Origin of the sequence: Novosphingobium sp. 18050, assembly GCF_902706195.1 — a bacterium.
Taxonomy (GTDB): domain Bacteria; phylum Pseudomonadota; class Alphaproteobacteria; order Sphingomonadales; family Sphingomonadaceae; genus Novosphingobium.
The window spans coordinates 1-1,112 of record NZ_CACSJO010000073.1 but is presented as its reverse complement, the minus strand read 5'-3'; the positions used below and the strand labels follow the sequence as shown (position 1 = coordinate 1,112).

The following is a 1,112-nucleotide window of genomic DNA, read 5'->3' as shown; positions in this document are numbered from 1 at the left end:
CTCGAACTCGGCCGTGAAACCTGACAGCGCCAATGGTACTGTGGCTCAAGCCCCGGAAGAGTAGGACGTCGCCAGGCATTGAAGCCGGCGCAATACACTAGAGACAAAAAACCCATCACAATGACAAAACAAACAAGAGGGCCAAGGGAGAAAATCCCCAGGCCCTCTTCGCGTTCCTGAAACGCGCAAGATTGACGCGGGGTGGAGCAGCCCGGTAGCTCGTCAGGCTCATAACCTGAAGGTCGTAGGTTCAAATCCTACCCCCGCAACCAATCTTTACAATGACTTACCTGCATAGGGCCAAGCTCCACAAAACACTGTGTCCGCAGCAAGTCCGTTTTCTCACGCATCTTTTTTCTGATTTGGCGTATCGCGCCCTAATCCTTAAAGCCTGTGGATCGTCGCTGTGCTCTTGCGGAAAGAGCCGTCAAACTGCAGAACATGGTAGCAATTCGGTGAGGCGAAGCGAGATCATGGTCTTTTTCAGCAGTGGAACCAAGGCCCCGACCGAGAAGCAATTACGGCGGGGGATGCAGTTACCGCACACGAGCAAATTTCTTGGCTGGGCCATTCATACGCCGCACGAGGATGGTTTTCTGCTTAAGTCATACGACAGCGACGGTTCTGCGGTAAAAATTTTTGGTGGCTCTCCTGAAAAAGCCGCCAAATACAAAAATCCCAATGTAGCTGCGCGTATTGCGGACGAGCTGCCGTATCCAGCAGTTCTGACGGCACTCTTTGATCTGGGTAATGAAATTGCATCGATTGCGGTCGGTGGCAACGTTAGGAGCGCCTTTGCGCCGTCCCATTAGAATCTCGACGCAGCGCCAAGAATCAATCGTCAAATCTCCGGCCCCTGAACCACGCCGTCGGGTTCTTCAATCGCTTGCCCAGCCAAGTGCAGCCATATGGCCTTCACCAATGCTTCCAGCGTGGGACAGGACACGCCTTGCTGCTTGGCGGTCAGCAATGTTTGATGCATGACTGTTGATTGCCACTGAGATGTGACCCGGGGGGCGTATAAATTACCATTGAGAATTGACCCATGTTTCCCTCGCCTCCGGCTGCCAGTCGGAGGGTCGTGGAGTGATCGACATGGACTTACTCAGTGT

At 53.5% G+C, this 1,112-nt stretch carries 1 protein-coding gene and 1 tRNA gene; both read left to right on the top strand.

All coding sequences use genetic code 11. The features are described from left to right. Positions 1-195 precede the first annotated feature (195 nt). Positions 196-272 (top strand) — tRNA-Met (locus tag GVL61_RS24410). A gap of 9 nt (positions 273-281) precedes the next feature. Then, positions 282-812 carry a hypothetical protein gene (locus tag GVL61_RS24405; RefSeq protein ID WP_159983868.1) on the top strand — a complete coding sequence of 177 codons (531 nt, stop codon included), beginning with the start codon at positions 282-284 and terminating at the stop codon, positions 810-812. Positions 813-1,112: the final 300 nt, after the last annotated feature.

Bases quoted from the DNA above. Each gene is read 5' to 3' on its own strand.
- GVL61_RS24405 (WP_159983868.1), top strand. From the start codon at position 282: ATGACTTACCTGCATAGGGCCAAGCTCCACAAAACACTGTGTCCGCAG.